This is a genomic window from Acidiphilium rubrum, assembly GCF_900156265.1.
Lineage (GTDB): Bacteria > Pseudomonadota > Alphaproteobacteria > Acetobacterales > Acetobacteraceae > Acidiphilium > Acidiphilium rubrum.
Window position 1 is genome coordinate 1 of record NZ_FTNE01000006.1, and the last position, 22,067, is coordinate 22,067.

The following is a 22,067-nucleotide window of genomic DNA, read 5'->3' on the forward strand; positions in this document are numbered from 1 at the left end:
AGATAAACATAGAGGGTGGGGGGTGAGAAAGGGGTTTGTTAGGGGGTGCGTTAGAATTTTTGGTTTGGGTTTTGGCGGGGGTGAATTGGTGGGGATCGCGGGAGACAAATCCTACGGCTTGCTGTGTTGTTATGATCGATGGGCTTCGCAAGGGCTCTGCCCATCCTTGTCGCTCGACGTGGCACGAGGTTCGATCGATCCGTGCCACGCCGATCGTTCTATTCAGGCGTCAGGCGCGTTTGTGGCGTTTGCGCGCGGCGACGCCGAGCAGGATGAGGCCGGAGCCAAGCACGGCGAGGGAGCTGGGTTCGGGCACGTTTGTCGGCTGAACGCCTCCCTTCGCATAGGCTAGGACATCGACAGCGTTTGAAAAGCTGCCAGACCGACCATTTGTGCTCAAATCTGAAAAATTTGACGGGTTGCCACCTCCACCGAGCACATAAAAGCTGAGCGAGTAGCTGTCACCGATGGTTGTCGTGACAGTCTGGCTCAGAGAGTCGTAGGCACCAACCGCGCCGTCAGACCAGCAATTACTGCCACTGATTGCCCCACAATCTCCAGACTGACCTCCTACACCGAGAACATCATATGGATTTGCGTAGGTCCAATCAGTTGGTGTGTCGGAGTTGCTATTACTCGTATACGTCCCCGCCGTGAAGGTTGGGTTCGCGAAGAGGTTGCTGGCCGGGGTCGTCGTGTCAACCAATGACGGATCGGAAAGGACCATGCCAGCCGGATCATCGCGGAATGCGAAGGTGATTGCTGTCTCGGTGAGTGTTGCGGTGAAAGTTGTGGTATAGAGTTGTGGCGTGTTCTTAGGAATGATTTGGCCGTTTAGATCAAGGATAGCACCGGTGGGAGGCGGTTCGTTGGTCGGTCCCGCCATGGCGATGCCGGCGGTTACGGCGACAAGACCCAAGGTGAGGGCAGAGGTCAGCAAAATTCGTTTCATGTTGAAGTTCCCAGTGTGTTTCGGGGTAGCAATAAAATTACTTGCAATTTTTGTGCTAGAATCGATTCTGGTTATTTATCAATGATTTGATAGAATCACGGTTTTGTGAGTGTAAAGAATTCCGACACGAGATTGCGGTAGAGGGTGGGATGGCATTTGAGATTGTTCATTTGACTGCGGATTCGGCTGATCTGGCGGTGTGGTTTGGTCGGGCGGAGGGGTTGCATGGGATGCTGCGGCCGTAGTTGGGGGCGGGGTGTCAGGTGGCGATGCGGCGGGTTCTGGCGGATGGGGCGCAGATGGCGTTGCTGCATGAGGCGGGGGTGGTGCGAGAATGGAGCGAGAGGTTTACGTGATCGTCGTACCGGAACGGTGATTTTCGGGCATGGTCGAATCGAGCGGATACGGTTGATTGCGGACGGTTTGGTGGGGTGGTTGGCTAGGGTGGTAAAGCGATTGGTGGCCGGGCTGGATTGCTTCGCAAGGGCTCGCAATGACGTGGTGAGTGTTTGCGTTTGTTGTTGAAAGTTTTTTGCTTCTTTTTTACAAAAAAGAAGGGCTTTCTTGACTTGCTTAAGTTGTGGCTGGGCAGTGATGGGCTTCGCAAGGGCTCTGCCCATCCTACTTCTACTACCGCCATAATTTGTTTCGATGCCGAAGTCGCAGCCTGTGGTTTCCGATTGGGCGACGAATTGGGCGACGGTGGTTTCCCTATTTTTGACCAGGGTGGGAAGTGCGAAGGGCCATGGGACAATGGGACACGCATGGTCTGTGTGGTGTGAATGCCTGGTTAAACTGTCAACAGATAGAGTTTGCGGGCCGCCTTGCTCGTGCTGTCGGCGTCTACCGTGTCCAGGCCGATGATGTCTTGGGCCAAATGGACCAGTTCGTCATAGATCGCTGCTTGATCCGGCCGTGCTGCCAGCAGGCGGCAGATCGGGATGACATAGGCGTCGTATTCATCGCGAGCATTTGAAAACGAACTGATGCCAATCGGATCCCAGTCGTTCCAAAGGATATCGCTTACAGTTTTTCGCAGTCGTGAGATTGCTTCGTTGTCGGTTGTCATGGCGATCCCGGGATAACGGTTACAACGCGGCCTGATTGGATATTCGTTATCACACGAAGATCATTGGATTTATCGAAATAACCATAGGTCCCCTTGGCTTCATTTGTACTAAAAAGATTGCCGGGTTTTATGGCATTTTCAACAGCCGAAGGCGGGATTCCACGATTTTGCATCTGGTCCAGCGCATGTCCTGAGAACTCACGACCATTGATCGTCACAGGCGGATTTCTTGATCGCTGATACTTCGGGTTTTCCAACTGGTTGCCGCGTCGGCCAGAAACACCGGTTTGGCCGTCGCTTCGGGAAATCCGTGTTTCGTTTGGTATCAACTGGCGGGCCAGCGCGGATAGGCCCTGCTTTATGGCTGCCGACGCGCCGCCTGTCGCGATGGCGGCTGCGATGGCGAGTGCTGCTTCGACCGGATAGACCGGCTGGATCGGCGGATCGTACGGTGGGGGCGCCCATCACGATCGTATCGGGCGGGCCGACGCAGGTCACCGGATCGGTCACACGTGCCGCCGGGAGCCCGCCGATGAATACATTTGGCGATCCAAGCATGATCGGTCCGCCGACGTGGGGCACGGGACCGGTGGACTCCGGGCAGGTGTGCATGTCGGTTAGGCGTGCTGCGGGTTTTTCGCCGGCCATGACTACGAGGTTATCAAGATTGGCGGGGTTTGGGAATGGGTTTGGCGGCTGGTTTCCCGGGTTGTGGCGATGGGTGGTGTTCGCTTGATCGCGTCTGACGTGATCGACGGGTGCGGGGATCGCGCTATAGTGGGTGGATGACATTTGAGATTATCCATCTGACCGCGGATTCGGCTGATCTGGCGGTGTGGCTTGGTCGGGCGGAGGGGGTGCATCGGATGCTGCGGCCGCAGTTGGTGGCGGGGTATGAGGGGGAGATGCGGCGCGTTCTGGCGGATGGGGCGCAGATGGCGTTGCTGCATGAGGCGGGGGTGGTGCGGGCGTTGGCGGTGTTTCGGGCGTATCGGAATACGTGGAACGGGTATCGGTTTTATGTCGATGATCTGGTGACGGATGAGACGCGGCGCAGTGCGGGGTATGGCGGGGCGTTGTTGCGGTGGTGTGAGGCGTTGGCGCGCGGGTGGGGGTGTACGGCGTTCACGTTGGAGTCAGGCGTGCAGCGTGGTGCGGCGCATCGGTTTTATTTTCGCGAGGGCATGACGATCGAGGCGTTCAGTTTTGTGAAAACGCTCGTACCGTAAAACGCCAACAATCAAAAATTTTTTGGTTCTTTTTTATAAAAAAGAACTGCTTGCTTTTACTTCTGTTTCCCACACTGTTCGACAATAGCGGCGTTCAACGCGGACATAGTGCCCACGCCCCCAAGATCGGGCGTGCGCGGTGTTGCGGGATCGGCCAGGGCGGATTCGATGGCGTGCATGACGAGGGCGGCGGCTTCGGTTTCGCCGAGGTGTTCGAGCATCATCGCACCGGCCCAGATGGCGCCGACGGGGTTGGCGATGCCTTTGCCTGCGATATCGGGGGCGGAGCCGTGGACGGGTTCGAACATCGAGGGGAATTTTCGTTCCGGGTTGAGATTGGCCGAGGGGGCGACGGCGATGGTGCCGGTGACGCCGGGGCCGAGGTCGGAGAGGATGTCGCCGAACAGGTTGGAGCCGACCACGACGTCGAACCGTTCGGGGGACATGACGAAGCGGGCGGCGAGGATGTCGATATGGTATTGGTCGATGCGGGTTTCGGGGTAGGTGGCGGCGATGGCTGCGAAGCGTTCGTCCCAGAAGGGCATCGAGTGGAAGATGCCGTTGGATTTGGTGGCGGAGGTGACGTGGTTGCGGCCGAGTTTGGTTGCGAGATCGAACGCGAAGCGGAGGATGCGGTCGGTGCCGAAGCGGGTGAAGATGGCGGTCTGTTCGACGAATTCGCGATTGGTGCCGGCGAACATGCGGCCGCCGATTTGGGAGTATTCGCCTTCGACGTTTTCGCGGACGACCCAGAAGTCGATATCGCCGGGTTTTTTGTTGGCGAGCGGGCAGGGGACGCCGGGGAGCAGGCGGACCGGGCGGAGGTTGACGTATTGGTCGAACTCGCGGCGGATCGGGATGAGCAGGCCCCAGAGGGAGATGTGGTCGGGCACGCCGGGGTAGCCGACGGCGCCGAGGAAGATGGCGTCGTGGTCGGCGAGTTGGGTGATGCCGTCGTCGGGCATCATGCGGCCGGTGGCGTGGTAGGTTTCGCAGCTCCAGTCGAACGGGTGGTAGGCGAGGGTGAAGCCGCAGAGGGCGGCGGCGCGGTCGAGCACTTGCTGGGCGGCGGGAATGACATCCCGGCCGATGCCGTCGCCGGGGATGATGGCGATTTTATGGGTGCGCGACATCAGTATTCCTCATCGGCGACGTAGGAGCCGATTTTCTGGACGAGGTCCGGGTCGCGGCGTTCGAGGATGATGCCGTAGATGATCGAGAGGATCAGGACGCCGAGGGCGGCGTAGGGGAAGATGTTGTAGGGCGCGGGCTGGCCGGGTTGGACGAGGCCCCAGAGCGGAAACAGGGTGAGGATGGTGCCGAGCACGGGGATGACGGCGTGGCGGAGCGGGCGGAACTCGGCGCGGTGGTGGCGCAGCATGTAGACCGGCAGGGCGAGGTTGGTGATGAGGTAGGTGATGATGATCGGGATGGTGCCGAGCGAGCCGGTTTCGCCATAGAGATCGACCGGTTTGGCGTTCCAGCCGAACAGGATGACGATGGCGAGGGCGATGAGCACGAAGCTCCACATCGCGACGAAGGGGGTGCGGTGTTGGGGGTGGATTTTGCCGAAGACGCGCGGCAGCAGGCCTTCGCGGCCGGAGCTGAACAGGATGCGGGCCTGGCTGTTGGTGAGGCCGAGCAGGGAGGAGAAGATGCTGGTCATGCCGGCGAGGTAGGCGATGATCAGGAGGGCGGCGGCGGAGGCTTTGAAGGCATCGATGAAGGGGATGTCGGATTTGCCGATGGCGGTGGCGTTGTTGTGGAAGGCGATTTCGGTCGCGTAGGCGAGGAAGATGTAGAGCAGGCCGATCGAGAGCGTGCCGATGATCAGGGCGCGGGGAATGTTGCGGCGCGGATCGCGGGTTTCCTCGGCGAGGGTTGCCGAGTTTTCCCAGCCGATGAACAGGTAGATCGCGATGGGGAAGCCGAGGCCGATGCCTTTGAGGCCGCCGGACAGGTGGCTCCATTCGAACGGGGCGAGCGAGAGGCTGGCGCGGTTGACGATCAGCATGATGACGGCGCCGACCAGCAGGAGGGCGAGTTCGAAATAAAAGAAGATCGCGGCCCAGGTGGTGGAGAGGGCGACGCCGCGCGAGACCAGCAGGCCGACGATGCCGGTCGCGATCAGGCTGAGCAATTGCCAGGGGATGTCGATGCCGAGGAACATCTTGAGTGTGTCGTGCGCCCAGCCGCCGGCGATGACCACGACCGAGGAGGCGGCGACCAGATAGCCGAACACCACGAACACCGAGGCGGCGGCGCCGGCGACCGGGCCGAAGGCCATGCCGATGAAGGTGACGAAGCTGCCGGTGGAGGGGCGGTATTTCGAGAATTCGGACAGGGTGTTGGTCAGGAACAGGATGACCACCATGGCGACGAGGATGGTGATGGGGGCGGCGACGCCGGCGCCGCTGACGATCAGGCCGAAGCCGAAGAAGAAGCTCATCGCGGGCGCGATGTTGGCGAGAGTCGAGGCGACGATCTGCGGTAGTCCCAGCGCGTCTTTTTTCAGACGTTCATGCGATCCGATGATGCTCATGATGGCCCCCGTTTGTTATTGTGGCCAGAGCTTAATCCGTGACGGGCGATTTCGCCAATGGCGTGGACGGGTTCTTTGGCCATCGGCGGTGCAGCCAGAGCCATTGGCCTGGCTGGGCGCGGACCCAGCGTTCGATGGTCTGGTTCATCCAGAGGGTGGTGGCGGCGATGTCGGCCGGTTTGTCGTCGGTGATGGCGGCGTGGGCGATGGGTTCGATGATCAGGTGCAGGCGGGCGGGGCCGAGGCGTTCGACGTGGACGGGCAGGATCGGGCAGCGGAATTTGCGGGCGAAGACGGCGAGGGAAGGGGTGGTCATGGCCTCGATGCCGAACAGGGGGACGGGGATGCCGTCGTTCAGTTTCTGGTCGACCAGCATGCAGAGCAGGCCGCCGCGGGCGAGGTGGGCGTAGGCGCCGCGGGCCCCCTTGGCGCCTTTGGCGAACATGGTGACGGGTTCGCCCATCGCGGCGGCGCGCAGGTCGATGATGAGTTGATCGACTGCCGGGTTGGCGGCGGCGCGGTAGAAGAAGGCGAAGCGCAGGCCGAGGGTGCGGAGTGCGGCGGGCAGGATTTCCCAATTGCCGCAATGGGCGGTGAGGATGATGGCGGGGCCGCCGCGCTTTGCGAGTTCGATTGCGTGTTCGGCGCCGGTGATGGTGAAGCCGGGGCCGGCTGCGGTGGCGCGCAGGGCGGCGAGGTGGGGGAATTCGCCGGCGTTGCGGGCCAGATTATCCCAAACCTGGGCGATGATGGCGCGGCGGGAGGGTGCATCGAGGCCGGGCAGGGCGGCGGTGAGATTGGCATCGGCGATGCGCGAGGTGGGGATCAGTGGTCCGATGGTGCGGCCGATGGCGCCGGCGAGGTTGCTGGCGCGGGTGGGGGTGAGGGCGCGGAACAGGGCGAGGAAGAGGCGCGCGATGGCGTATTCGAGGTGTTGCAGGCGGGTCATGGCAGGAATTGGTCCAGCGCGGCCGGATTGTCGAACGCGAGATCGACGGTGATGACGCAGCAGCGGGCGCGCATTGCGGCGGGGAGTTTGACCGCGTCCTTTTCGGTGGTGGCGAGCAGGGCGCCGGATTGGGCCGCGGTCATTTGCAGGCGGGCGAGGTCGATCGGGCGGTAGGCGTGGTGGTCCGGGAAGGCGATGGTGGTGACGAGATCGGCGCCGAGCTCGCGCAGGGTGGTGAAGAATTTTTCGGGGCGGCCGATGCCGGCGAAGCCGACGACGCGCCGTCCTGCCAGGGGGATCGGGCTGGTGGCGATCAATTGCGCCTGGAGGATCGGGAGGGAGGGCGGCAGGAGGCGGGTTGCGCCGTGGGTATCCGCGCCGATCAGCACGGCGGCGGCGCAGCGGGCGGCGGCGGCGGGGGCGGGTTCGCGCAACGGGCCGGCGGGCAGGGTGCGGCCGTTGCCGAAGCCGGCGCCGCCATCGATCACCAGCAGGGCGGTGGTTTTGCGCAGGGTGGGGTTTTGCAGACCGTCATCCATGACGATGATGGTGGCGCCGGATGCGAGGGCGAGGCGGGCGCCGGCGGCGCGGTCGCGCGCGACGATGGTGGGGGCGGAGGCGGCGAGCAGGAGGGCTTCGTCGCCGATCTCGCGCGCGGTGTGCTCGGCCGGATCGACCTCGACCGGGCCCGGCATCGTGCCGCCGTGGCCGCGGGTGAGGGCGAAGGGGCGGGCGCGGCGGGTGCGGTAGCGGGCGAGGATGTGGCGGACCAGGATGGTCTTGCCCGATCCGCCGACGCTGGCGTTGCCGATGCAGAGCACGGGCAGGCCGCAATCGAACCCGGGTTTGGCGACGCGCTGCGCGGTGATGCGTGTGGTGATGCGCGAGAGCGGCGCGAGGGCGGCGGCGAGGATGCCGTTGCGTTGCCAGAAGGCGGGCGGGCGCATCAGGGCATGGCCTCCAGCACGCGGCGGGCCAGGCGGTCCGGCAGGTCGGCGAAGCCTTCGCAGATGCGCTTGCCGGCGCTGCCCATGGCGGCGAGGTGGGCGGTGTTGGACATCAGGCGGATCAGGGTGGCTTCGAGCTCCATGAAATCGGCGACATCGACCAGGGCGCCGACGCTGTGCAGCGTGGTCATGGCTTCGAACTGGTTTTCGTAATGCGGGCCGACGATGGTGGCGCAGCCGAGTTGGGCGGCCTCGATCATGTTGTGGCCGCCGATCGGGACCAGGGTGCCGCCGATGAAGGCGAGCGGGCAGAGACGGTAGAAGATGCCGAGTTCGCCGATCGTATCCGCGAGGTAGAGGCCGCCGGGGACCGGCAGTTCGCCACGCGAGCGGCGGGCGAGCGGGACGCCGCGGGCGAGGCTGGCGACCGCATCGGCGCGGTGCGGGTGGCGGGGGACGATGATGGTGGTGATGCTGGGGTGCAGGACGCGGAGCGCGCGGTGGGCTTCGATCACCGGGATGTCTTCGCCGGCGTGGGTGCTGGCGGCGAGCAGCCAGGGGCCGGGGCAGGCTTTGGCGAGGGCGGCGCGGGCGGCTTCGTCGTCCGGCAAATCCGGGGTGGCGAATTTCAGATTGCCCCAGCTTTCGATGTCGCGCAGGCCGAGGCCGCGCAGGCGGGTGGCATCGCGCGGGGATTGTGCGGCGATCATGGTGAAGCCGCCGAAGATCTGGCGGATCGCGCGGGGGAAGCGGCGCCAGCGGGCGGCGCTGCGCGGCGAGAGGCGGGCGTTGAACAGGAAGCGGGGGGTGCCGCGCGCATCGAGGGCGGTGAGCAGGTTGGGCCAGAGTTCGGATTCGAGGAAGATCGCGGCATCCGGGCGCCAATGATCGAGGAAGCGGTTGACCGCGCGCGGGACGTCGAGCGGGACGAATTGGTGAATGGCGGCGGCGCGTTCGGCGGCGAGTTGGGCGGAGGTGACGGTGCCGGTGGTGAGCAGGACGCCGGTGTGGCGGGCGAGGGACGCGATCAGCGGCAGGGCTGACATGGTCTCGCCGAGGCTGGCGGCGTGGACCCAGATGAGTTTTCCGTCCGGGCGGGGGCGGCTTGGGATGCCGTGGCGCTCGGGCAGGCGGGCTGGGATTTCCTTGCCGATCGCCGCGCGCCGGTTCAGCCACCAGGGCAGCGCCGGGGCGGCGAGGCTTGTGGCGAGGCGGTAGAGTTTCAGGCTCAGCGACATGCGATCAGGGCGCGGGCGAGGTTGGCGGTGAGTTGGGCTTCGATATCGGTCAGCGCGGCGGCGCGGTTGGCGCGCGTGACCTCGACCGGGCCGCTTGCGATCAGCGCGCCACGGCCGAACGGCAGGGGGATGCGCATTTCATCCCAGCTGGTCAGCGTGACGGCGCGGGCGGTGGCGGCGGCGGCGCAGAACACCGGCGCGCCGGTGAGGGCGGCGAGTTGGGCGACGCCGGCGGCGGCACGGCGGCGCGGGCCGCGCGGGCCATCCGGCGTCAGGCCGACCGGGTTGCCGGCGGTGATCAGGCGGGTGAGTTCGCGCAGGCCGGCGGCACCGCCGCGCGAGGTGGAGCCGGCGATGGCGCGCACGCCGAAGCGGGCCATGGTGCGGGCGATCAACTGGCCGTCGCGGTGGCGGCTGGCGAGGACGTAGCCGGTCGGCCCGGAAGCGATGCGCCCGGCGGTATGCCAGAGGATGGGCATGGCGGGCAGGCATTCATGCCAGAAGGCGATGATGCAGGGCGTGCCGGCGCGCAGCGTGGCGAGCAGGGCATCGGCCTCGATCGTCCAGCGTGTGGTGCGCATGGTGGCGGCGAGATAGCGGCCGGCGGCGTCGCCGAGCCAGCCGCGCACGAGCGGTGATTTCAGTGGGGATTGGAAGATCGGGGCGCGCTGGGTGGCCATTGGGGCGGCGGTAGCATCTGCGGTGCGGGGCGTCATCAGGGGGAGATGAGTAAAGGACTTGGAGGTTAAGGAAGGGCTTCTTTTTTGGAAAAAAGAAGCAAAAAACTTTTTGACTCGAGGGCACGGGCGTTTGGGGCTGCGCGGGTCATGTGCCGGGTGCTGGGAGCGTGACCGCCGGCCGAAGAGCGGCGAACAGGGAGGCGAGCGCGCGGAAGGCCGGGTCGCGCGGGTCCGAGGCGCGCCAGACCAGGGCGATGGTGCGCCCGGCATCGGCGTCGGCAAGGGTCTGGCACAGGACGAGGTCGTGCAGGTCGGGGCGGGCGGCGACGGCGAGGGCGGGCAGCAGGGAATAGCCCTCGCCGGCCGCGATCATCTGCCAGAGGGTTTCGAGGCTGGTGGCGTGGCGGGTGACCGGCTTGGCGTTGCACAGGGCGAGCGCCTGATCGCGCAGGCAATGCCCATCTTCGAGCAGGAGCAGGTCTTCGGCGGGGAGATCGTCGAGCGTCAGGCGCGGCAGGGCAGCGAGCACATGGCCGGGCGGCGTGGCGAGCAGGAAAGGCTCGAAGAACAGCGGGGCCGCGACCAGCCCGGCGCGCGGCACCGGCATGGCGAGCAAGGCGAGGTCGAGCGCGCCGCTGACCAGGCGCTCGATCAGCGGGGCGGTGCGCGCTTCGGTGAGGCGGAGCGACAGGGCAGGGCGTTCGGCGCGCAGCAGGCGCAGGATGCCGGGCAGGTAATAGGGGCCGAGCGTCTCGATTGCGCCCAGCGCCACCGTGCCTGCCATGACGCTCGGCTGGCCGTGCGACAAAGCGAGGAGATGGCGCGCTTCGGCCATGACGCGCTCGATCTGGGCGAGCAGGGTGGCGCCGGCGGCGGTGGGGGCGACGCGGCGCTTGGTGCGTTCGAACAGGGCGACGCCGAGCAGCGCTTCGAGCTTGCGGATCTGTTCGGACAGGGCGGGTTGCGACACGCCGCAGCGCTCGGCGGCCTGGCCGAAATGGCGCAGTTCCGAGACGGCCTGGGCGTATTCGAGATCGCGCAGCGATAATCCGGCGAGGGTGCGGGTGGGGTGCGGGTCCATGGCGGGATATTTAATCGATTTCGCCGATCGGGGGAATGGTGAACATCGATTTGGCCTATCGCATTGAGGCCGGTTGCCGTGGTATCAGGCGGTTCGGCGGGCAATTCATTACGGATTTCGTAACTTGAAGCCGGTTGCGCGAAACCCCACTCCTGATCGGTATCGAGCGGCCGCGCGGCCGCGACAACCATCGAAAGGATTTCGGCAATGGCGAGTTGGGGCGGCAAGCGAAAAGATGCGATGGGCACATTGACCGATGAGTTCGATCGGTTCCAGGGCGATTTCGAGACGCTGCGGACCAAGCTGGTGCGTCTGGCCGGCGACACGATGAAGGAATTCAACGACAGCCCGGAAAAACTCGCCGAGCTCAAGCACGCGATCGATCTGCGCCTGTCGAGCATCGAGGATGAGATGTCCGACCTCGGCAAGCAGCTTCGGATCAAGGGTGGGCGCGCCGTGAGCCAGGTTGAGACGAAGGTGCATGAGCAGCCGCTCGCAGCGCTTGCGATTGCGGCGGGTGTCGGGTTCGTGGCGGCTCATCTGCTGCGTCGGCGCCGTCAGTCATCATGAGCGTCAGGCACGTCGGGGTAGCGGAGATCGTGGCGTGCTGAGGGTGTTTTTCAACCTGATCGACGGGTTTTCGTTTCGCTATCTGACGCAGCGCATCGCCCTCAGCCTGGCCGGGCTGGTGGCCGGGCTGCTCGGGCTCGCGTTTTTGTTGGCCGCCGCTTTCCGGGCGGTGGCGGATGCGCTGGGCGCGATCGATGCCTCGTTGATTTTCGGCGCGGTGTTTATCGTGATCGCGCTAGGGTTGTTCGGTACGGCCAGCATGATCTGGAACGGGAGGCCGCGGCCGATGCTGGCGCGTGCGCGCTACGGGGTGGCGGCGGAGGTGCTGCGGCTCGCGCAGACGCTGATCCGCAAGGACCCGAGCAAGGCGGTGCTGGCGGCGTTGATTCTTGGTGCGATCACGGAATATACCACGAAGCGGCAATCCGACACGCGGGACTGACCTGCGCGGTCGGTTCATTAAAAATATGCCTTGTGCTCGCGTTCATTGCTTGATCGGCATTGGCGGCGGCGTTCAGGTGGCGTAAGACCGAGGGAGGCGCAATTGTGTCGATTGCGTGTATTTTCTCGTCCATCGTCCCAATTTTGAACGGAGCCCGCCGCATGCTGCGGCTTTCAATCCCGGTTCGACAAGCTCTCTCGCGCCTGACGCTGCCTGTGATGCTGATCGTCTCGCTCGGGCTGGTACTCGCCGGCCGGGCCGATCGTCATTTGGGCGATACGCTGCGCACGGGGCTCGATGATGCGCTGACGCCGTTGTATCGCGCGGCGGCGGCACCGGTGGCAGAGGTGGAACAGGGGCGTGGCGCGATCGGCGACTGGTTCCGTCTGCATGCCGACAATGCCCGCCTGGTGGCCGAGAACGATCAGCTCAAACGCTGGCGCGCGGTGGCGCTGGCGCTGGCGGCGCAGAACGATGCGCTGAAATCGCAGCTGCATTTCGTCCCGACGCCGACGCCGAATTTTTTCGCCGCCCGCGTGATTGCGGATCTGGGTGGGCTTTATGCCCGTTCGGTGCTGGTGACGATCCCGCGCGACGCGCATGACATTGTGAATGCGATCGCGATGGATGGCAGCGGCGTGGTCGGGCGCGTTGTGCAATCCGGGGCGCGCAGTGCGCGGGTGCTGCTGATCACCGATTTGAACAGCCGGGTGCCGGTTGCGATCGGGCAGCATGGCGCGCGGGCGATCATGGAAGGGCAGAACAGTGCGACGCCGCGGCTGATCTATTGGGCGCCCGGCAACCCGCCGCGCGAGGGTCAGATCGTGCTGACCAGCGCGGTCGGCGGCGTGTTTCCCTATGGGCTGCCGGTGGGCACCGTGCATTATGATGGCAAGAACGATCCGGTGGTGCGGCCATTTGCCGGGATGACCCGGCTGCGCGTGCTGCGCCTGTTTGAATACGATCACCAGCCCGGCGCCGATGTCGCCGCGGCCACCCCCTGAATGGCGGCTATCTGCGCATCATGCCACTGTGGTGGTGACCTGATGCAAATGATCGCGGGTTTCTCATGATGGTTGGGGTTTCGTAGTGGAAGGCGTGGAATTCTGGCGCGGCCTCGATCGGGTGGCGCGGCACGCGCTGCCGGCGGTCAGCATTGCGATCGTGATGATTCTGCTGGCGATTCCGGGGCTGGTGCCGTTGCAGGCGGGGGTGCGGGTCGGGTTTGTCATGGCTTCGGTCTATTTCTGGAGCCTGTATCGGCCGGCCGCGCTGCCGGCGCCGCTGGTGGCTGTGCTCGGCGTGCTGCTCGATCTGTTGGGTGCCTCGCCGCTCGGGCTGTGGGCGGTGCTGTTGCTGCTGGAACAGGCGGCGATGGCGACGATCCGGCGCGCTTTGGTGCGGCGGGGGTTTCTCATGGTCTGGCTGGTGTTTGCCGGTTTCGTTGCCGTGTTGACCGCGGCGGAGTACGCGGCGCGCGCGGTGCTCGACCTCGCGATGCTGCCGCCTGCGCCCATTTTGGCGCAGGGGATTGTCACGATCTTGATCTATCCCTTGCTTGCGGTCGCGCTGATCCGGGCGCATCGGGGTGCTGCGGCGCCCGAGCAGGCGTGACGATGGGTGAGTTGATGTGGGCATGAAGCGCGAACGGGAATTGCGGCCGATTTTCAGCCGCCGGGCTCTGTTGCTGGGCAGCGTGCAGCTTGCGGCGTTCGGTGCGCTTGGCGCGCGGCTGTATCGGATGCAGGTGCTTCAGCACGGCAAATACGCGACGCTCGCCAAGCAGAACTCGGTGAACGAGCGGCTGCTGGCACCGCTGCGCGGCATGATCACGGATCGGCATGGCACAATCCTGGCGGGCAACAAGCAGCATTGGCGCGCCTTGTTCATGATGATCCAGGCACCCGATCCGGCCGCGGTGATCGACCGGTTTGCCGGACTGGTCAGCCTGTCGGACGGCGAGCGCCAGCGCATTGCCCATGATATCGCCGGCAAGCCGCGCTATGTGCCGGTGTTGCTGAAGGATTATCTGGACTGGTCGGACATGGCCAGGATCGAGGTCAATGCGACCGATCTGCCGGGCGTGTTCGTCGATGTCGGCGCATCGAGGGTCTATCCGATGGGGGACACGATGTCCCACACGATCGGGTACGTTGCCCGGCCGACCCAGGCGCAGGCGGCGCTCAATCCGGTGTTCGCCTTGCCGGGCATGCGGGTGGGGCGTGCCGGGGTGGAGCGGGCGCGCGACGATGCGCTGCGGGGTGATCCCGGCATCGTGCAGACCGAGGTGAATGCGCATGGCACGGTGGTGCGCGTGCTCGATCGGGACAACGGCACGCAGGGTGCGACCGTGCAATTGACCATCGATGCGGGGTTGCAGAGCCTGGCGGCGCAGAAACTCGCCGGTCAGGCCGGGGCGGCCGTGATGCTCGATGCGACCAATGGTGCAGTTCTGGCGATGTCGAGCCAGCCCGGGTTCGACCCGACGCTGTTCGATGCCGGGGTGCCGGAAGCGGTGTGGCAGCGCTGGATGGAAGATCCGAAACGGCCGTTGAACGACCGGGCGACCGGCGGGTTGTACGCGCCGGGATCGACCTTCAAGCCGAACGTCGCGATGGCGGCGCTCGAATGCGGTGCGATTACGCCGAGTACGCAGTTTTTCTGCCCGGGGTATCTGAAGCTGGGCAACCATATTTTTTACTGCTGGCGGCATCAGGGCCATGGCTCGATCAATGTGGTGAACGCGTTGCAGCAGAGTTGCGATGTGTTTTTTTATCACACCGCGCTGGCCACCGGCATCGACCGGATTGCCGCGATGGGGCGGAAACTGGGGCTGATCGGGCCGTTGCCGCTTGATCTGCCGGGGGTTTCGCAGGGGTTTCTGCCGACCCGGCGATGGGCGCGCGACCGGCGCCTGGTGTGGACGAAGGGCAATACCGTGATCCAGGGGATCGGGCAGGGGTATACCCAGGTCACGCCGCTCGGGCTGGCGACCATGACCGCGCGCATTGCGACGGGAAGGGCGGTCGGGCCGCATATTGCGGGGGCGGTTGGTGATGTCGTGCAATCGGGCAACGGGCCGGACGATTGGCCCTCGCTCGGGTTCGATATGCGCAATCTGGCGGCGGTGCGGCAGGGCATGTTCGATGTGGTCAATACGCAGCTCGGCACCGGCTATGCCTCGCGCCTGACGATTCCCGGTGTGTTCATGGCGGGCAAGACCGGGACCGCGCAGGTGCATGATTTGTCGCAGGCGCAGGAGAAGGCGAATTACGACGATGCCAACCTGCCGTGGAAATTCCGGCCCAATGCGTTCTTCATTGCGTTTGCGCCGACCGATGTGCCGCGGTTTGCCGTGGCCGTTGCGGTGGAGCACGGCAATGAAGGCGCTGCGGTGTCGGCGCCGATCGCGCAGGCGTTGATCACCGCGGCGTTGACGCGCAATCTGACGCCGGCGCCGCCTGGCACCATTCAGAGCGCGCCGCAAGCCCTGATCAGCGAGGCGGGACCGGCATGAACGCGCCGCTCACCACCAAATTCTACCGGCCGCAATACGACCGCTCGTTCAGCTTCGCGAGCAAGCTGCTGCGGGTGAACTGGCTGTTCGTGCTGGCGTGCTGCGCGCTGGCGGGCATTGGCTATGCGGCGCTGTATTCGGCGGCGGGCGGGCATGGCCAGCCTTATGCGACGCCGCAGATCGAGCGGTTTTTTGCCTCGCTGTTGCTGATGATCGCGATTGCCATGATCGATATCCGGATTATCGCGAAATGCGCCTGGCCGCTGTATGGGCTGGGGATTGTGCTGTTGATCGCCGTGTGGAAATTCGGCCATGTCGGGCTTGGGGCGAAGCGCTGGCTCGATGTGGGGGGGGTGCATGTGCAGCCCTCGGAATTGATGAAGCTGTTTCTGGCGCTCGCGCTGGCATCGTGGTTTCAGCGGGCGACGCATGAGCGGGTGGGCAATCCGCTGTTCCTGATCCCGCCGGTGCTTGCGATTCTGGTGCCGGCGGCGCTGATCTTGAAGGAGCCGAACCTTGGCACCGCGGTGATCACCATGGCGATCGGCGGTTCGGTGCTGCTGGGGGCGGGCGTGCGGTGGTGGAAATTCGCCATCGTGATCGCGCTGGTGGCGATCATTGCACCCTATGCCTATAGCCATCTGCACGGGTATCAGAAGGAGCGTATTCTGACGTTTCTGCACCCCGGGCGCGATCCGCTGGGGGCGGGGTATAATATCATCCAGTCGAAGATCGCGCTGGGCTCGGGCGGGATGTGGGGGCAGGGGTTTTTGCACGGGACGCAGAATCAGTTGAACTTCCTGCCGGAGAAGCAGACCGACTTCGTGTTTACCATCATTGCGGAGGAATTCGGCTTTGCCGGCTCGATCGTGCTGCTGGGCGTGCTGTTCTCGATGGTGATGATGGCGATTTATACCGCGCTGCGGTGCCGCCACCAGTTCGGGCGGCTCGCGGCGCTGGGGATTGCGACCAATTTATTTCTTTATTGTTTCGTCAATCTGGCGATGGTGATGGGGTTGATTCCGGTGGGCGGGGTGCCGTTGCCGTTGGTTTCCTACGGTGGCTCGGCGCTGACCGCGGTGATGCTGGGGTTTGGCGTGCTGATGTCGATTCATGTGCATCGGGATGTCGAGTTTGCGGTGAGCGAGGAGTAGGAAGCGGTTCTTTTTTGTAAAAAAGAACCAAAAAACTTTTATTCGTTTGGGGCAGGGGCGGTTTCACGGGCACAGATGAATGAAGTTTTTTTTGCTTCTTTTTTGTTCACAAAAAAGAAGACTCTTCCTGCTGTGCGGCTTTTGTTTTGCCTATGTGGCTGATCGGGTCCGGCGAAATGGCATCCTGGCGGCCCAGCGTTGACGGCGGATGCGGCGTGGGGGCGGCTTGAGGGGTTCAGGGTGGTTGTGATCCGCTGAGCGCGTGCGCCGAGGAACTGGCCGGGCTGTTCATCGTGATGGATGCGTTGCCAGTGGTGCCCTGCATTGCGAGATCGAACCGGTTGACGCCGAACCAGATCAGCATGACCACGAGCCAGACCAGCAGACGCCGCCAGTTCCGCTCTTCGTGGGTGCGCAGCACGATCAGGTCGAGCCATACGAAATTGATGCACAGGAACAGGATCAGGACGGGCAAGGCGGTCAGCCCCCAGACGATCGGGGTACCCGCGCCGATCGGCAGGGACTGATCGCCCAACGGTGCCCAGAGCGCCGAGGCTAAAGTGAGGTAGATCATCAGGCCTGCGATATTCAGGCTGATGGCGTAGCGGGATTTGATCAATGCGGTGGCCATGGTGCCTAGCTCACGGTGCGGCGATGGTGCGTGCCGGTGGATATTTGCGCAGAATCACCACCAGCACCAGGATCGCCGGCAGGGCTGAGACGATGGTGAATTCGTAGAACCTGATCCAGCCGAGCGCCTGGGCGAGCACGCCGGACAGGCCGCCGACCGTGCGCAGGGCGACGGCGGCGACGGAGGACAGCAAAGCGTATTGGGTTGCGGTGTAGTGCTTGTCGCACAGGCCGGAGAGATAGGTGATGAACGCGGCGTCCGAGATGCCCTGGGCGAAGGATTCCACCACGCTGACTACCAGCAGGATGTGCGGCAGGTGCGGGTGGAGACCGAGGACGGGGTACAGGCCGAGGGCGAGGGTCTGGAACAGCAGGGCGGCCATCAGCGCGGTGCCGACCCCGGCGCGGGCGACCAGCACGCCGCCGAGGGCGGTGCCGGCGAGCACCGCGACCAGGGCGGCCGGGCCGGTGGCGAGGGCGATGATCGCGCGGTTGAAGCCGAGATGGGTGTAATAGGGGGCGAGCATCACGCCGGCGAGGGCTTCGCCGAGGTAGAACAGCACGACGAAGGCGAGGATGACGGCGGCGCCGCGGCGCGACCAGAATTCGGCGAGCGGGGCGATCACTGCATCGCGGAATCTTGCTGCGATCGATCCGGTATCGACGGTTTCGGGCGGGGCGGGTTCGGGGCAGAGCAGGGTGGTGGCGGCGCCGATCAGTTGCAGGGGGACCAGCAGGAGGATGGCTGCGTGCCAGCCGAGCGTGACCGACAGGGCGATGACGCCGGAGCCTGAGATCAGCATCGCGCCGCGATAGCCCCAGACGTAGCCGGCGGTGGCGGCCCCCTGCATCGTGAGCGGGAAGAACTCGATCCGCCAGGCATCGATCATGATGTCCTGGCTGGCCGACAGGAAGGCGACGATGCCGCCGAGGATCAGGGTGAGGGCGAGGTGATGCGCCGGGTGGGTCAGCGCGAGGCCGCCGATGGCGGCGGCGAGGCAGAGCTGGATCGGCAGGAGCCAGCCACGCCTGCGGCCCAGCGAGCGGAACGGTGGGGGCGGGCGGATCTGGTCGAGCGCGGGGGCCCAGAGGAATTTCAATGAATAGGCGATGCCGAGATTGGTGGTGAAGCCGATGGCCGCGAGCGGCAGGTGCGCGCGGGCGAGCCAGAGCCGCAGGGTGAAGCCCGACAGGGCCAAAGGCAGGCCGGAGGAGAAGCCGAGGGCGGTGATCAGGGCGATGGGCAGGATGCGCTTCATGCCGCCATTTGCCAGGGTGGGGCGTTGCCGCGTCAAGCACTTGATGGCGGTGCGGGTTATGGCGTGATGATGAGCGGCAGGTGGCCGTGCGGCGGGGCGAGGTGGATGACGTGGCGGTCGGCCGGAGCGAGAGTTGCGGCGGGCGTTGCGGCGATGCCGTGCCAGGCGGCGCTGACCAGGGCTGCGTAGGGTAGGCCGCGTGCCGGGGTGGCCGAGTGATAGGCGGCGGTCGCGGCGTGCCATGAGCCGAGGCTTGCGTGCAGGCGGGCGAGGAATGCGGCGGCGTAGGCGGCGTTGGCGGCGGGGGTGAAACCTGTCGCGAGATCGGGGAAGGCATCGGGGTGGGCTTCGAGGTCGATCTGGAAACAACCGACGTCGATCGATTTTGCGCCGTTGGCCTCGGCGGTGCGGACGAAGCCAGCGGCATCGGCGGCGGTGGCGAACCAATGGCCTTGGCCATCGGCATCGACCGTGTCGGGCCACGCGGCTTTGGCGTTCCCTGGCCAGGCGCTGCGGCCGGATTCGACCACGCCGATCGCGGCGAGCAGGCCGGGCGGCAGGTTGTATTGGCGGGATGCGATGGCTGCGGCGGCGCGGCAGCCGCCGTCGGCGCGGGCGGTGTGGCCGGACAGGAGGATCAGACCCAGGATCGCAACGGCACGGAGGACGACCGCGGTCATTTCTGACTCCGGTTTAATCGCGCGGTCAATTCTGCGCGGTTGTTCAGGGCCGACATTATCCCCAAGTCGTTACGGCACACTTAACCGTCGGGGTTTGATCTCGACATAAAACAGCCGTCACGCACTCCGACGTGATCGCAGGAAGGATTTTATCATGCGTACTCTTCTTATGGCAGGTTCAGCTTTGATGCTTTTGAGCGGCATCGCGCTCGCGCAGAATGCGCCGGCGAGCACGACCGGCGGACAGCCCGCGACCGCTGGGATGAACTCGACCGGCGTGACCGGTCAGGAGCCTGGCACATCGTCGGGCAACATGTCCGCCACGGCGGGTGGCATGGCCGCCCCGGACGCTGCCGGGACCGCGAAATCGACCACCGGCATGCAGACGATGCCGAAGCAGCGCCGCAGCACCATGACCAAGACGATGGGTCATTCAACCGGTATGATGCATCATAGCGCGATGATGAACCACGGCATGGCGGGCGGCGGCATGATGCCGGAAAACGGCTCGGCCGGGCAGTATATGCACATGGCGCAGCAGGCGGTGATGGCGCACAACAAGACGCGCGCGACCGACGCGCTGGGCCGCGCCGAGACGGATTTGTTGACCAATTCCTACGTGCAGGGTTCGGTCAATGGCCCGATCAGCACGCCGGCGATTTCCGCCATCCGCGGCGCACGCAAGGCGGTGCGGGATGGTGATTATCATGGCGCATCGATGATGATCCACAAGGCGATGATGGATATGCATGGTGGCATGATGAACAAGGGCGGCATGGGTTCGACGATGAACACGCCGGGCTCGATGTCCAACACCGGCATGGGTAACGGGTCGATGAACAACGGCGCCATGAACAATGGTGCGATGAATAATGGTGCGATGGGCAATGGGGCGATGGGCAGCAACGCGCAGCCTGGCCCCGGCGCGGCGCAGGGCAAGAAGGACAGCACCATGCACAAACAGATGACCAATTCGTCGATGTAATCGACGCCTGCGACTGAAAACTGGCGGGAAGGGGCGGCCATGAGCCGTCCCTTTTTTGCATATGCGAAGATCGCTCGTCCGATATGCTCGCTTTTGCGGTGCAAAACGTGTAGGAGGAGCCCGTTGAACCCCGAAAGACGATAATATGACCCAGAATATGCTGCGCAATGTCGCCATCATCGCGCATGTCGACCATGGCAAAACCACGTTGGTGGATCAGTTGCTGAAGCAATCCGGCTCGTTCGGCGCGCATCAGCACGTCGCCGAGCGCGCGCTCGATCGGAACGATCTGGAGCGCGAACGCGGTATCACCATTTTGGCCAAATGCACCGCCGTGCAGTGGGGCGATGTGCGGTTGAACATTGTCGACACCCCTGGCCACGCCGATTTCGGCGGTGAGGTCGAGCGGATTCTGAACATGGTCGATGGCGTCGTCGTGCTGGTTGATGCCGCCGAGGGCGTGCTGCCGCAGACCAAATTCGTGGTCGGCAAGGCGCTGGCGCGCGGGTTGAAGCCGATCGTGGTGGTCAACAAGATCGACCGGCCGGATGCGCGGGCCGATGAAGTTCACAACGAAGTGTTCGACCTGTTCGCCGCCCTCGGTGCCAATGACGAGCAGCTCGATTTTCCGATGCTGTACGCTTCGGGCCGGCAGGGCTGGGCGACCGTGGCCCTCGATGGGCCGCGCGAGACGCTGAAGCCGCTGTTCGATTTGATTGTGAGCCATGTGCCGGCGCCGAATTTGCCGGAAGATGCGCCGTTCGCGATGGTCGTGACGATTCTGGAGAGCGATAATTTCCTCGGACGCGTGCTGACCGGCCGGGTCGAGCAAGGGCGCGCCACCGTGAATATGCCGGTGCGGGTGATCAGCTTCGATGGCCGAAGTGTGGAAACCGGCCGGCTGACCAAGCTGCTGGCGTTCCGCGGGCTCGAGCGCGTGCCGGTGGATGAAGTCTCCGCCGGCGACATCATTGCGGTCGCAGGCCTCAAGGAAGCGACCGTGCCGGACACCATCGGCGGCATGGAAATCACCGCGGCACTGCCGGCGACGCCGATCGATCCGCCGACGCTGTCGATGACGTTCCGCATCAACGACGGTCCGCTGGCCGGGCGTGAAGGCAAGAAGGTCACGTCGCGCCAGATCAGGGAGCGGCTGTTCCGCGAGGCGGAAGGCAATGTCGCGATCAAGGTGACGGATTCCAACGAGACCGAGGCGTTCGAGGTTGCCGGACGCGGCGAATTGCAGTTGGGCGTGTTGATCGAGCAGATGCGGCGCGAAGGGTTTGAACTCACCATCGGTCGTCCCCGCGTGTTGACGCGCGAGAACGAGGCGGGCGAGCGTGAAGAGCCGATGGAAGAAGTGCTGATCGATGTCGATGAGCCTTATGCGGGCGTCGTGGTCGAGAAAATGTCGCGCCGCAAGGGCGAGTTGCAGGACATCCGCCCCTCCGGCGGCGGCAAGCAACGCCTGACGTTTCATATTCCGAGCCGTGGCTTGATCGGGTATCATGGCGAGTTCCTGACCGATACGCGTGGTTCGGGCGTGATGAACCGCCATTTCACCGGCTATGGTCCGTGGAAGGGTACGTTGGAGGGAAGGCGCAACGGCGCGCTGATTTCCAATTCCGATGGCGAGAGCGTGCAGTATTCGTTGTTCGCGTTGCAGGATCGTGGGGCGCTGTTCATCGGCGCCGGCGAGAAGGTTTATCTGGGGATGATCCTGGGCGAGCATTCGCGCGAGAACGACCTTGATATCAACCCGATCCGCGAGAAGAAGCTGACCAACATCCGCGCCGCCGGCAAGGATGAGGCGTTGCTGCTGATCCCGCCCCGCCGCCTCAACCTCGAACAGGCGATCGCCTATATCGAGGACGATGAGTTGGTCGAGGTGACGCCGAGTGCGATCCGGCTGCGCAAGCGGCATCTGGACCCGCATTCGCGCAAGAAGGCCGATCGCGCGTTCGACGCGGCCTGATCGGTTCCGGTTCCAGCCCCTTGCCTCATGTGTGGCAAGGGGTGGTCGTTTCGACTATCGTCATGCTATTTTGTCTTGGTGAAAGCCCCGGACTGTCATCGATTTCCGGGAATTGGTTCCATTAAATGGAAATTTGTTTCATGCCCACGATGACCGAGCGACGGCCGC

General features: G+C 64.6%; 24 protein-coding genes. 9 read left to right on the forward strand and 15 right to left on the reverse strand.

All coding sequences use genetic code 11. The features are described 5' to 3' along the window. Positions 1–229: 229 nt before the first annotated feature. From BW994_RS18825 to BW994_RS20490, 5 genes are all read right to left on the reverse strand, one after another. Positions 230–952 carry a PEP-CTERM sorting domain-containing protein gene (locus tag BW994_RS18825; protein ID WP_081849116.1) on the reverse strand — a complete coding sequence of 241 codons (723 nt, stop codon included), beginning with the start codon at positions 950–952 and terminating at the stop codon, positions 230–232. A 95-nt stretch (positions 953–1,047) separates the two neighbouring features. Continuing rightward, entirely contained in the window at positions 1,048–1,572 is a 525-nt protein-coding gene (locus BW994_RS19565; protein WP_156038141.1) for a hypothetical protein, read from the reverse strand. Positions 1,573–1,742: 170 nt separating this feature from the next. Beyond that, positions 1,743–2,021 (reverse strand): hypothetical protein, encoded by a 279-nt coding sequence (locus BW994_RS05960; RefSeq protein ID WP_035229125.1) that lies wholly within the window; start codon positions 2,019–2,021, stop codon positions 1,743–1,745. Beyond that, the gene (locus BW994_RS19100; RefSeq protein WP_139334007.1) at positions 2,018–2,239 is read right to left on the reverse strand and encodes a DUF4258 domain-containing protein; all 222 of its coding nucleotides are present in this window, start codon (positions 2,237–2,239) and stop codon (positions 2,018–2,020) included. Before BW994_RS19100 ends, BW994_RS05960 begins: the two co-directional genes overlap by 4 nt. Further along, positions 2,220–2,813, reverse strand: a complete 594-nt coding sequence (locus tag BW994_RS20490) for a PAAR domain-containing protein (protein WP_342743244.1) — start codon at positions 2,811–2,813, stop codon at positions 2,220–2,222. Before BW994_RS20490 ends, BW994_RS19100 begins: the two co-directional genes overlap by 20 nt. Here BW994_RS20490 and BW994_RS05975 point away from each other — a divergent pair. Further along, entirely contained in the window at positions 2,807–3,250 is a 444-nt protein-coding gene (locus tag BW994_RS05975) for a GNAT family N-acetyltransferase (protein WP_029312325.1), read from the forward strand. The genes BW994_RS20490 and BW994_RS05975 overlap by 7 nt on opposite strands. A 56-nt stretch (positions 3,251–3,306) precedes the next feature. On the opposite strand, the gene BW994_RS05980 is transcribed toward BW994_RS05975, so the two are convergent. From BW994_RS05980 to BW994_RS06010, 7 genes are all read right to left on the reverse strand, one after another. Beyond that, the gene (locus tag BW994_RS05980) at positions 3,307–4,383 is read right to left on the reverse strand and encodes a tartrate dehydrogenase (RefSeq protein WP_029312324.1); all 1,077 of its coding nucleotides are present in this window, start codon (positions 4,381–4,383) and stop codon (positions 3,307–3,309) included. Then, a complete protein-coding gene (locus BW994_RS05985; RefSeq protein WP_029312323.1) occupies positions 4,383–5,792 on the reverse strand; it encodes an APC family permease in 1,410 nt (469 codons plus the stop codon). Before BW994_RS05985 ends, BW994_RS05980 begins: the two co-directional genes overlap by 1 nt. Positions 5,793–5,823: 31 nt before the next feature. Beyond that, entirely contained in the window at positions 5,824–6,741 is a 918-nt protein-coding gene (locus tag BW994_RS05990) for a lysophospholipid acyltransferase family protein (RefSeq protein ID WP_029312322.1), read from the reverse strand. After that, the gene (gene lpxK, locus BW994_RS05995) at positions 6,738–7,688 is read right to left on the reverse strand and encodes a tetraacyldisaccharide 4'-kinase (RefSeq protein WP_029312321.1); all 951 of its coding nucleotides are present in this window, start codon (positions 7,686–7,688) and stop codon (positions 6,738–6,740) included. Before lpxK ends, BW994_RS05990 begins: the two co-directional genes overlap by 4 nt. Then, positions 7,688–8,926, reverse strand: a complete 1,239-nt coding sequence (locus tag BW994_RS06000) for a 3-deoxy-D-manno-octulosonic acid transferase (protein WP_029312320.1) — start codon at positions 8,924–8,926, stop codon at positions 7,688–7,690. Before BW994_RS06000 ends, lpxK begins: the two co-directional genes overlap by 1 nt. Continuing rightward, entirely contained in the window at positions 8,917–9,606 is a 690-nt protein-coding gene (locus tag BW994_RS06005; protein WP_245801521.1) for a lysophospholipid acyltransferase family protein, read from the reverse strand. The genes BW994_RS06000 and BW994_RS06005 overlap by 10 nt, the downstream gene beginning before the upstream one ends. A gap of 145 nt (positions 9,607–9,751) precedes the next feature. Continuing rightward, on the reverse strand, positions 9,752–10,687 hold the full coding sequence (locus tag BW994_RS06010; protein ID WP_029312318.1) for a LysR substrate-binding domain-containing protein: 936 nt from the start codon (positions 10,685–10,687) through the stop codon (positions 9,752–9,754). Positions 10,688–10,894: 207 nt separating this feature from the next. On the opposite strand from BW994_RS06010, the gene BW994_RS06015 reads away from it, so the two are divergent. From BW994_RS06015 to rodA, 6 genes are all read left to right on the forward strand, one after another. After that, positions 10,895–11,257 carry a DUF883 family protein gene (locus BW994_RS06015; RefSeq protein ID WP_029312317.1) on the forward strand — a complete coding sequence of 121 codons (363 nt, stop codon included), beginning with the start codon at positions 10,895–10,897 and terminating at the stop codon, positions 11,255–11,257. Between the two features lie 34 nt (positions 11,258–11,291). Continuing rightward, on the forward strand, positions 11,292–11,699 hold the full coding sequence (locus tag BW994_RS06020) for a hypothetical protein (RefSeq protein WP_029312316.1): 408 nt from the start codon (positions 11,292–11,294) through the stop codon (positions 11,697–11,699). A gap of 161 nt (positions 11,700–11,860) precedes the next feature. Beyond that, positions 11,861–12,703: a rod shape-determining protein MreC gene (mreC, locus tag BW994_RS06025; RefSeq protein WP_029312315.1), complete on the forward strand. Its 843-nt coding sequence runs from the start codon at positions 11,861–11,863 to the stop codon at positions 12,701–12,703. Positions 12,704–12,797: 94 nt separating this feature from the next. Next, positions 12,798–13,313 (forward strand): rod shape-determining protein MreD, encoded by a 516-nt coding sequence (locus BW994_RS06030; RefSeq protein ID WP_245801523.1) that lies wholly within the window; start codon positions 12,798–12,800, stop codon positions 13,311–13,313. Between the two features lie 22 nt (positions 13,314–13,335). Further along, on the forward strand, positions 13,336–15,216 hold the full coding sequence (gene mrdA, locus BW994_RS06035) for a penicillin-binding protein 2 (RefSeq protein ID WP_051657404.1): 1,881 nt from the start codon (positions 13,336–13,338) through the stop codon (positions 15,214–15,216). Continuing rightward, the gene (gene rodA, locus BW994_RS06040) at positions 15,213–16,370 is read left to right on the forward strand and encodes a rod shape-determining protein RodA (protein WP_029312312.1); all 1,158 of its coding nucleotides are present in this window, start codon (positions 15,213–15,215) and stop codon (positions 16,368–16,370) included. The genes mrdA and rodA overlap by 4 nt, the downstream gene beginning before the upstream one ends. 235 nt (positions 16,371–16,605) lie before the next feature. On the opposite strand, the gene BW994_RS06045 is transcribed toward rodA, so the two are convergent. The 3 genes from BW994_RS06045 to BW994_RS06055 are packed head-to-tail and all read right to left on the reverse strand — an operon-like array spanning position 16,606 to position 18,939. Then, positions 16,606–17,001, reverse strand: a complete 396-nt coding sequence (locus tag BW994_RS06045) for a hypothetical protein (RefSeq protein ID WP_029312311.1) — start codon at positions 16,999–17,001, stop codon at positions 16,606–16,608. A 10-nt stretch (positions 17,002–17,011) separates the two neighbouring features. After that, positions 17,012–18,295: an AmpG family muropeptide MFS transporter gene (locus tag BW994_RS06050; RefSeq protein WP_245801525.1), complete on the reverse strand. Its 1,284-nt coding sequence runs from the start codon at positions 18,293–18,295 to the stop codon at positions 17,012–17,014. Positions 18,296–18,315: 20 nt separating this feature from the next. Then, positions 18,316–18,939 carry a transglycosylase SLT domain-containing protein gene (locus BW994_RS06055; RefSeq protein ID WP_051657403.1) on the reverse strand — a complete coding sequence of 208 codons (624 nt, stop codon included), beginning with the start codon at positions 18,937–18,939 and terminating at the stop codon, positions 18,316–18,318. 154 nt (positions 18,940–19,093) lie between these two features. On the opposite strand from BW994_RS06055, the gene BW994_RS06060 reads away from it, so the two are divergent. Both BW994_RS06060 and typA read left to right on the forward strand, forming a co-directional pair. After that, positions 19,094–19,924: a hypothetical protein gene (locus BW994_RS06060; protein WP_139334008.1), complete on the forward strand. Its 831-nt coding sequence runs from the start codon at positions 19,094–19,096 to the stop codon at positions 19,922–19,924. 145 nt (positions 19,925–20,069) lie between these two features. Further along, positions 20,070–21,899: a translational GTPase TypA gene (typA, locus tag BW994_RS06065; protein WP_029312307.1), complete on the forward strand. Its 1,830-nt coding sequence runs from the start codon at positions 20,070–20,072 to the stop codon at positions 21,897–21,899. Positions 21,900–22,067: the final 168 nt, after the last annotated feature.

Bases quoted from the DNA above. Each gene is read 5' to 3' on its own strand.
- BW994_RS18825 (WP_081849116.1), bottom strand. From the start codon at position 952: ATGAAACGAATTTTGCTGACCTCTGCCCTCACCTTGGGTCTTGTCGCC.
- BW994_RS19565 (WP_156038141.1), bottom strand. From the start codon at position 1,572: ATGGGCAGAGCCCTTGCGAAGCCCATCACTGCCCAGCCACAACTTAAG.
- BW994_RS05960 (WP_035229125.1), bottom strand. From the start codon at position 2,021: ATGACAACCGACAACGAAGCAATCTCACGACTGCGAAAAACTGTAAGC.
- BW994_RS05975 (WP_029312325.1), top strand. From the start codon at position 2,807: ATGACATTTGAGATTATCCATCTGACCGCGGATTCGGCTGATCTGGCG.
- BW994_RS20490 (WP_342743244.1), bottom strand. From the start codon at position 2,813: ATGTCATCCACCCACTATAGCGCGATCCCCGCACCCGTCGATCACGTC.
- BW994_RS05980 (WP_029312324.1), bottom strand. From the start codon at position 4,383: ATGTCGCGCACCCATAAAATCGCCATCATCCCCGGCGACGGCATCGGC.
- BW994_RS05985 (WP_029312323.1), bottom strand. From the start codon at position 5,792: ATGAGCATCATCGGATCGCATGAACGTCTGAAAAAAGACGCGCTGGGA.
- BW994_RS05990 (WP_029312322.1), bottom strand. From the start codon at position 6,741: ATGACCCGCCTGCAACACCTCGAATACGCCATCGCGCGCCTCTTCCTC.
- lpxK (WP_029312321.1), bottom strand. From the start codon at position 7,688: ATGCGCCCGCCCGCCTTCTGGCAACGCAACGGCATCCTCGCCGCCGCC.
- BW994_RS06000 (WP_029312320.1), bottom strand. From the start codon at position 8,926: ATGTCGCTGAGCCTGAAACTCTACCGCCTCGCCACAAGCCTCGCCGCC.
- BW994_RS06005 (WP_245801521.1), bottom strand. From the start codon at position 9,606: ATGGCCACCCAGCGCGCCCCGATCTTCCAATCCCCACTGAAATCACCG.
- BW994_RS06010 (WP_029312318.1), bottom strand. From the start codon at position 10,687: ATGGACCCGCACCCCACCCGCACCCTCGCCGGATTATCGCTGCGCGAT.
- BW994_RS06015 (WP_029312317.1), top strand. From the start codon at position 10,895: ATGGCGAGTTGGGGCGGCAAGCGAAAAGATGCGATGGGCACATTGACC.
- mreC (WP_029312315.1), top strand. From the start codon at position 11,861: ATGCTGCGGCTTTCAATCCCGGTTCGACAAGCTCTCTCGCGCCTGACG.
- mrdA (WP_051657404.1), top strand. From the start codon at position 13,336: ATGAAGCGCGAACGGGAATTGCGGCCGATTTTCAGCCGCCGGGCTCTG.
- rodA (WP_029312312.1), top strand. From the start codon at position 15,213: ATGAACGCGCCGCTCACCACCAAATTCTACCGGCCGCAATACGACCGC.
- BW994_RS06045 (WP_029312311.1), bottom strand. From the start codon at position 17,001: ATGGCCACCGCATTGATCAAATCCCGCTACGCCATCAGCCTGAATATC.
- BW994_RS06055 (WP_051657403.1), bottom strand. From the start codon at position 18,939: ATGACCGCGGTCGTCCTCCGTGCCGTTGCGATCCTGGGTCTGATCCTC.
- BW994_RS06060 (WP_139334008.1), top strand. From the start codon at position 19,094: ATGCGTACTCTTCTTATGGCAGGTTCAGCTTTGATGCTTTTGAGCGGC.
- typA (WP_029312307.1), top strand. From the start codon at position 20,070: ATGACCCAGAATATGCTGCGCAATGTCGCCATCATCGCGCATGTCGAC.